Source organism: Streptococcus sp. CL8.13 (assembly GCF_049737895.1).
Genome location: NZ_JBKOTT010000050.1, coordinates 1 through 6,311, shown reverse-complemented (window position 1 = coordinate 6,311; position 6,311 = coordinate 1). Strand labels below are relative to the sequence as shown.

Annotated in this window: 7 protein-coding genes and 1 pseudogene; 3 read left to right on the top strand and 5 right to left on the bottom strand. The window is 39.7% G+C overall.

The features are described from left to right. The coding region (locus ACLNCN_RS02720) for an MFS transporter (protein WP_424844562.1) at positions 1–629 on the top strand (629 nt) is incomplete at its 5' end. A 100-nt stretch (positions 630–729) separates the two neighbouring features. Here the strand turns inward: ACLNCN_RS02720 and ACLNCN_RS02715 are convergent. Both ACLNCN_RS02715 and ACLNCN_RS02710 read right to left on the bottom strand, forming a co-directional pair. Further along, a complete protein-coding gene (locus tag ACLNCN_RS02715; protein ID WP_424844561.1) occupies positions 730–948 on the bottom strand; it encodes a hypothetical protein in 219 nt (72 codons plus the stop codon). A gap of 121 nt (positions 949–1,069) precedes the next feature. Next, positions 1,070–1,875 (bottom strand): IS5 family transposase gene (locus ACLNCN_RS02710; protein WP_424844563.1). Its coding sequence is split into 2 segments (ribosomal slippage): positions 1,070–1,498 and positions 1,501–1,875, totalling 804 coding nucleotides; the frame shifts between segments, so codons are not numbered across the junction. Positions 1,876–1,940: 65 nt separating this feature from the next. Here ACLNCN_RS02710 and ACLNCN_RS02705 point away from each other — a divergent pair. Both ACLNCN_RS02705 and ACLNCN_RS02700 read left to right on the top strand, forming a co-directional pair. Then, positions 1,941–2,316: pseudogene (locus ACLNCN_RS02705) on the top strand (tyrosine-type recombinase/integrase); the annotation flags it as partial. A 287-nt stretch (positions 2,317–2,603) separates the two neighbouring features. Then, complete coding sequence (locus ACLNCN_RS02700; RefSeq protein ID WP_424844560.1) at positions 2,604–3,407, top strand: peptidylprolyl isomerase; 804 nt, start codon at positions 2,604–2,606, stop codon at positions 3,405–3,407. Between the two features lie 55 nt (positions 3,408–3,462). Here the strand turns inward: ACLNCN_RS02700 and ACLNCN_RS02695 are convergent, their stop codons facing one another. The 3 genes from ACLNCN_RS02695 to rlmN all read right to left on the bottom strand — a co-directional run. Then, on the bottom strand, positions 3,463–5,004 hold the full coding sequence (locus ACLNCN_RS02695) for an ABC-F family ATP-binding cassette domain-containing protein (protein WP_000025377.1): 1,542 nt from the start codon (positions 5,002–5,004) through the stop codon (positions 3,463–3,465). A gap of 116 nt (positions 5,005–5,120) precedes the next feature. Next, on the bottom strand, positions 5,121–5,594 hold the full coding sequence (locus tag ACLNCN_RS02690) for a VanZ family protein (protein ID WP_203180568.1): 474 nt from the start codon (positions 5,592–5,594) through the stop codon (positions 5,121–5,123). Next, positions 5,594–6,311, bottom strand: a 718-nt coding sequence (rlmN, locus tag ACLNCN_RS02685; RefSeq protein ID WP_424844559.1) for a 23S rRNA (adenine(2503)-C(2))-methyltransferase RlmN, incomplete at its 5' end; no start/stop codon positions are given. The genes ACLNCN_RS02690 and rlmN, both read right to left, overlap by 1 nt.

Here is a 6,311-nt window from a genome sequence, read left to right as displayed (position 1 = left end):
ATAAAAAAAGTAAAGCACCTATTGTTCCCCACCAACTATTAAAAAATGCTAAGTTTATTGTCTCTAATCTATTAGGTTTAGTAGTTAACATTTCACTATATGGCATTGTTTTGGTGCTAGGACTCTATTTTCAAACTTATTTAAACCTTTCCTCAATGGTTTCTGGACTCCTCATTCTACCAGGAATGATTGTCTTAATTATTGGTAATTTATTTTACGCACGTGCTGTAAAACGATTTTCCGTGGGAAGCCTCGCTACTGTCTCAATTATTTTTGCCATTGTAGGAGCAGCAGGAATTTTTGGAATTGGAGTTCTTTTTCATGAAATTCAACTATACATCCTAATTCCTTTATTTTCTTTAATGAGTCTAGGTATCGGAGTGTTAACTCCAGCAACTACAACCATTCTTATGGAAGCTGCTGGTCAAGAATTATCTGGAATTGCTGGTGCAACTCTAAACGCTAACAAACAGATTGGTGGACTTTTTGGTACAACAATTATGGGGATTGTAACTACTAATTTATCCCATGATTGGAATATAGTCATCGTTATCGCATTTTTGGTTAACGTGATAATGTATATTGCTACTTGGTTAATTGCTAGTCGTTACCTTTATGGAAAAGAATAAAACTAAACAGAACGCAATCAATTTAAAAGTTGATTGCGTTTTATATTATTTCTCAGCACAATTACTCCAATCATCATAATTTGCTTAATAAATAACTCAATTACTTTTGTCGCAAAGATTGTAAAATACCAACTACCTCATAACCTTGATGAAACTGTGAAAAATGCATAAGCGTTAGTTCATATGATAAATTAGATAACACTCGTCGTGTTCCTTGGCTATCCTCAATATTGATTAAACTTCCCAAAAGAAGACCGTCATCATAATGAACTAGGCTACTATCAATTGCAATATCTCTTTTGGGTAGCTCTTCACTCATATCCTGAACCTCGCTAGCAATCGTTTCACTAGTCAAATCTTTTAAATCTTTTACTAACTGATAAGTAGTATAGATTGTATTTGATATATAATTAATGGCTTTTATTATACTTCCTGCGAAACTAAAATCCTAGTTCACGATTGATAATTCCAGCAATCAAATTCATTCGTAATCCAAAGCGTTTACGTCGATTTCGATAGCTTGTTGAAAACATTTTAAACGTTTTTACTTTGGCAAAAATATTCTCAACCTTGATTCTCTCTTTAGATAGCACATGATTATAGGATTTATCTTTAAGAGTTAGTGGCTTAAGTTTACTTGATTTCCTCGGAGTTTGCGTTTGTGAATACATCTTCATGATCCCTTGATAACCACTGTCTGCTAAGATTTTACCAGCTTGTCCGATGTTTCTGCGACTCATTTTGAACAACTTCATATCGTGGCAATAGTTCACTGCAATATCCAAAGAAACAATTCTCCCTTGGCTTGTGACAATCGCCTGAGCCTTCATAGCATGACATTTCTTTTTACCAGAATAATTGGCTAGTTGATTTTTTTAGGACGATTGATTTTTACCTCTGTTGCATCCACAATCACCGTATCCTCAGCACTAAGATGAGTTTTTGAAATCGTAAAACCATTTTGAATAAGAGTTGCTTCAACCCATTGACTCTGACGGATTAAGTTGCTTTCGTGAATACCAAAATCAGCCGCAATTTGTTCATAAGTGCAGTATTCTCGCATATATTGAAGAGTAGCCATGAGGAGGTCATCTAGGCTTAACTTAGGGGTTCGTCCACCTTTCGCGTGTTTACGTTGATAAGCTGTTTTTAACACAGCTAACATCTCTTCAAAAGTAGTGCGCTGAACACCAACAAGGCGCTTAAATCGTGCATCACTTAATACTTTACTTGATTCATAATTTATAGTTTTATTGTATCATATTTTTGTTTCGCAGGAAGTCTATTACTAATACCAACCTAAGGAAATAAAAAACAATTTCCCGATTTCCTGTTGAACTAACTGATTTACTTCAGTCATGGGAAAAGCAACAAAAAAGAGAACTAGCAAAATTTGGAATTATCCAATCTGATGAACAGTATGTCTTTACTTATATCGATATGAAGAGCAATGTTAACGGTCCACTACACTCTGACTACCTCACGTCATCCAGAACTAACACACGCTACACCTCATAAATTACGTCATACGGGTGCAACTCTTGCCAAACAATTTGGCACATCACTAGAGGACATTTCAGAAGCTCTAACACATAGCGATACAGGTACAACTCAGATTTATGTCAACACTTCTAATGTAGTTCCTATGGCCGTTGGTGAATTTGCCTACCGTAACCTTAAAAAGTAATGGTGTGAATTTTGCTAAAAAAACATCAAAAAACACCCCATGGTGTGAACCATGAAGTGTTGATAAATGCTGTATTGTAGCCGTTTCTTAACGTTTAGAGAACTGGCTAGCTTTACGAGCTTTCTTAAGACCTGGTTTCCTAAATACTTCGAGTACACTTATGGTATTGATACCCCTAAACAAGCGACTTTCTGGTTGGCTTCCTCTTAAACTGTCTTGTCACTAACATTTGAAATCCACTTCCTTTTAGGGTACAATGGTAGAAATGAATTTTTGAAAGGATCAGAATGAAAAAACTAGCAACCCTTCTTTTACTATCCACTGTAGCTCTAGCTGGATGCAGCAGTATCCAACGTAGTTTGCGTGGTGATGACTATGTAGATTCTAGCTTGGCCACTGAGGAAAGCTCCAAAGCAGCAGCCCAATCTGCCAAGGAGTTAAACGATGCTTTAACAAACGAAAACGCCAATTTCCCACAACTATCTAAAGAAGTTGCTGAAGACGAGGCTGAAGTGATTCTCCACACAAGTCAAGGAGATATCCGTATCAAACTCTTCCCTAAACTCGCTCCTCTAGCGGTTGAAAACTTCCTCACTCATGCCAAAGAAGGCTACTATAACGGTATTACCTTCCACCGTGTCATCGATGGCTTTATGGTCCAAACTGGAGATCCAAAGGGAGACGGTACAGGTGGTCAGTCTATCTGGCATGACAAGGATAAAACTAAAGACAAGGGAACTGGTTTCAAGAACGAGATTACTCCTTATCTCTATAACATCCGTGGAGCTCTTTCTATGGCTAATACTGGTCAACCAAACACCAATGGCAGCCAGTTCTTCATCAACCAAAACTCTACAGATACCTCTGCTAAACTCCCTACAAGCAAGTATCCAAAGAAAATCATCGAAGCCTATAAAGAAGGGGGAAACCCTAGTCTAGATGGCAAACACCCAGTCTTTGGTCAAGTGATTGACGGTATGGATGTTGTAGATAAAATTGCTAAAGCCGAAAAAGATGAAAAAGACAAGCCAACTACTGCTATCACAATCGACAGCATCGAAGTGGTGAAAGATTACAATTTTAAATCTTAAAAACCAAAAAAATACAGTATCCACATTCGGTACTGTATTTCTTTTATCCTCATTCTTAAGTTAGCTTGTTAAAATCCCAGATTTGATCCATCCAGCCTTCATAGAAGTCTGGTTCGTGGCAGACCATAAGGATAGACCCTTTGTATTCTTTAAGAGCACGTTTGAGTTCATCCTTGGCATCCACATCCAAATGGTTGGTCGGCTCGTCCAGCACTAAGACATTGTTTTCACGATTCATCAAGAGACAGAAACGAACCTTGGCTTGTTCCCCACCTGACAAGACCTGAATTTGGCTTTCAATATGCTTGGTTGTCAGACCACAACGGGCAAGGGCTGCACGGACTTCTGCTTGGTTGAGAGCTGGAAAGGCATTCCAGACAGCCTCTAGTGGTGTTTGACGATTGCCACCTTCTACTTCCTGCTCAAAATAACCAAGTTCTAGGTAGTCACCGCGTTCAACTTCCCCAGCGATTGGCGGGATAATTCCCAAGAGACTCTTCAAGAGAGTTGTTTTCCCGATACCATTTGCCCCGATAATAGCAACCTTTTGATTACGTTCAAAGGTAAGATTTAAAGGCTTGGTCAGAGGACGATCATAACCAATTTGCAAATCCTTGGCTTGGAAAATAAAGCGCCCTGGTGTACGAGCCGGTTTGAAATCAAAGGATGGTTTTGGTTTCTCACTTTGCAGTTCGATAATATCCATCTTATCCAATTTCTTCTGGCGGGACATGGCCATGTTTCGTGTTGCAACGCGCGCTTTGTTTCGAGCCACGAAGTCCTTGAGATCCGCAATTTCTTTTTGCTGACGTTCGTAGGCTGCCTCTAGCTGAGATTTCTTCATCGCATAGACTTCTTGGAACTGGTAGTAGTCACCAGAGTAACGCGTCAACTGTTGATTTTCCACATGATAGACAATATTAATCACATCGTTCAGGAATGGAATATCGTGTGAAATAAGAACAAAGGCATTCTCATAGTTTTGGAGATAGCGCTTGAGCCAGTCAATATGCTCAGCATCCAAGTAGTTGGTCGGCTCGTCCAAAAGCAAGATATCGGGCTTTTCAAGGAGGAGTTTAGCCAAAAGTACCTTGGTTCTTTGCCCACCTGATAAAGAGGTTACATCTGTATCCATGCCAAAGTCCATGACACCAAGGGCACGCGCTACTTCATCAATTTTAGCATCCAAGGTATAGAAATCACGACTCTCTAAACGGTCTTGAAGTTCGCCCACTTCTTCCATGAGAGCATCAACGTCCGCTCCATCTTCAGCCATTTCCATATAAAGGTCATTGATACGAGCTTCAGCTTTGAATAGCTCATCAAAGGCCGTACGGAGAACATCACGCACCGACTGCCCTTCAGCAAGGACAGAGTGCTGATCCAAGTAACCAGCGGTCACATATTTGGACCATTCAACCTTCCCTTCATCTGGCAGCATTTTACCAGTCACAATGCTCATAAAGGTCGATTTCCCTTCACCATTAGCACCGACCAGACCGATATGTTCTCCCTTGAGGAGACGGAAGGACACATCTTCAAAAATTGCACGGTCACCAAAACCGTGACTCAGATTTTTAACTTCTAAAATACTCATTTTAATTCCTTATCTTGTTTTTATACTCTTCGAAAATCAAATTCAAACCACGTCAGCTTCACCTTGCCGTACTCAAGTACAGCCTGCGGCTAGCTTCCTAGTTTGCTCTTTGATTTTCATTGAGTATTATGTAATCGGTTATAGAGGAGCCAAGCCAGATAGCCACCCAAGGTATTGGTCCACAAATCATCAATTTCAAAGACGCGATTGAAATCAAAGAAAAAATCCAAGACCAACTGCGTACACTCGATTCCAAGACTCACTAAAAAACTGAAAAAAATCACTTTTCTTGTCTTACGCAAGTTTGGAAGGAGATAAAGGAGTTGGAAAACAAGAGGAAAAAGCAAGAAGACATTGAGGATATTTTGTAAAAAAATCCAAAATAATTGTCCTACATCACTCACTTCGCCCAGTTTCCAGAGAGAATTGAAAGGAGTCAAAAGAAAAACCAGGCGTCCAAGATGCTGAATACCTGGAGTTTCCACTCCCACGGGAGAATGTTCTTGAGGAGTAAAGCAAAAATAGACGATACAAATGCTATAGAAAATGACTCCCCAAACCAAAATATGATTATAAGTTTTCTTCATCATTAAGGATTGACTGCTGCGACTGCTTTCTGGCGGTCACGTTTCATTGTGTTAGAGCGCAATTGTCCACAAGCTGCATCAATATCTGTACCATGCTCTTGACGAACAACACAGTTGACCCCTTTTTTCTTAAGCGTATCATAGAAGGCCAGGACGCGCTCTTTAGGACTACGGCTATATTGGTCATGCTCACTAACTGGGTTATAAGGAATCAAGTTTACATAAGACAATTTCTTGATGTTCTTGAGCAATTCAGCCAATTCTAAGGCTTGTTCTACACCGTCATTTACTTCATTGAGCATGATATACTCAAAGGTTACACGACGATTGGTTGTTTCGATATAGTACTCAATAGCAGCAAAGAGTTTTTCAATCGGAAAGGCACGGTTAATCTTCATGATGCTTGAACGCAACTCATTGTTAGGTGCGTGAAGGGAAACGGCAAGATTGACCTGAACTCCTTCATTAGCAAAATCACGAATTTTATGGGCCAAACCTGAGGTTGAAACCGTAATGTGACGAGCACCGATAGCCATTCCCTTGTCATCATTGATGGTACGGACGAAATTCAAGACATTGTTGTAGTTATCAAAGGGCTCACCGATACCCATGACAACGATATGGCTGACGCGTTCGTCCTGACCACGCTCATCAAAGTATTTCTGAACCAGCATGATTTGTGCTACGATTTCACCGTTATTGAGGTCACGTTGTTTCTTA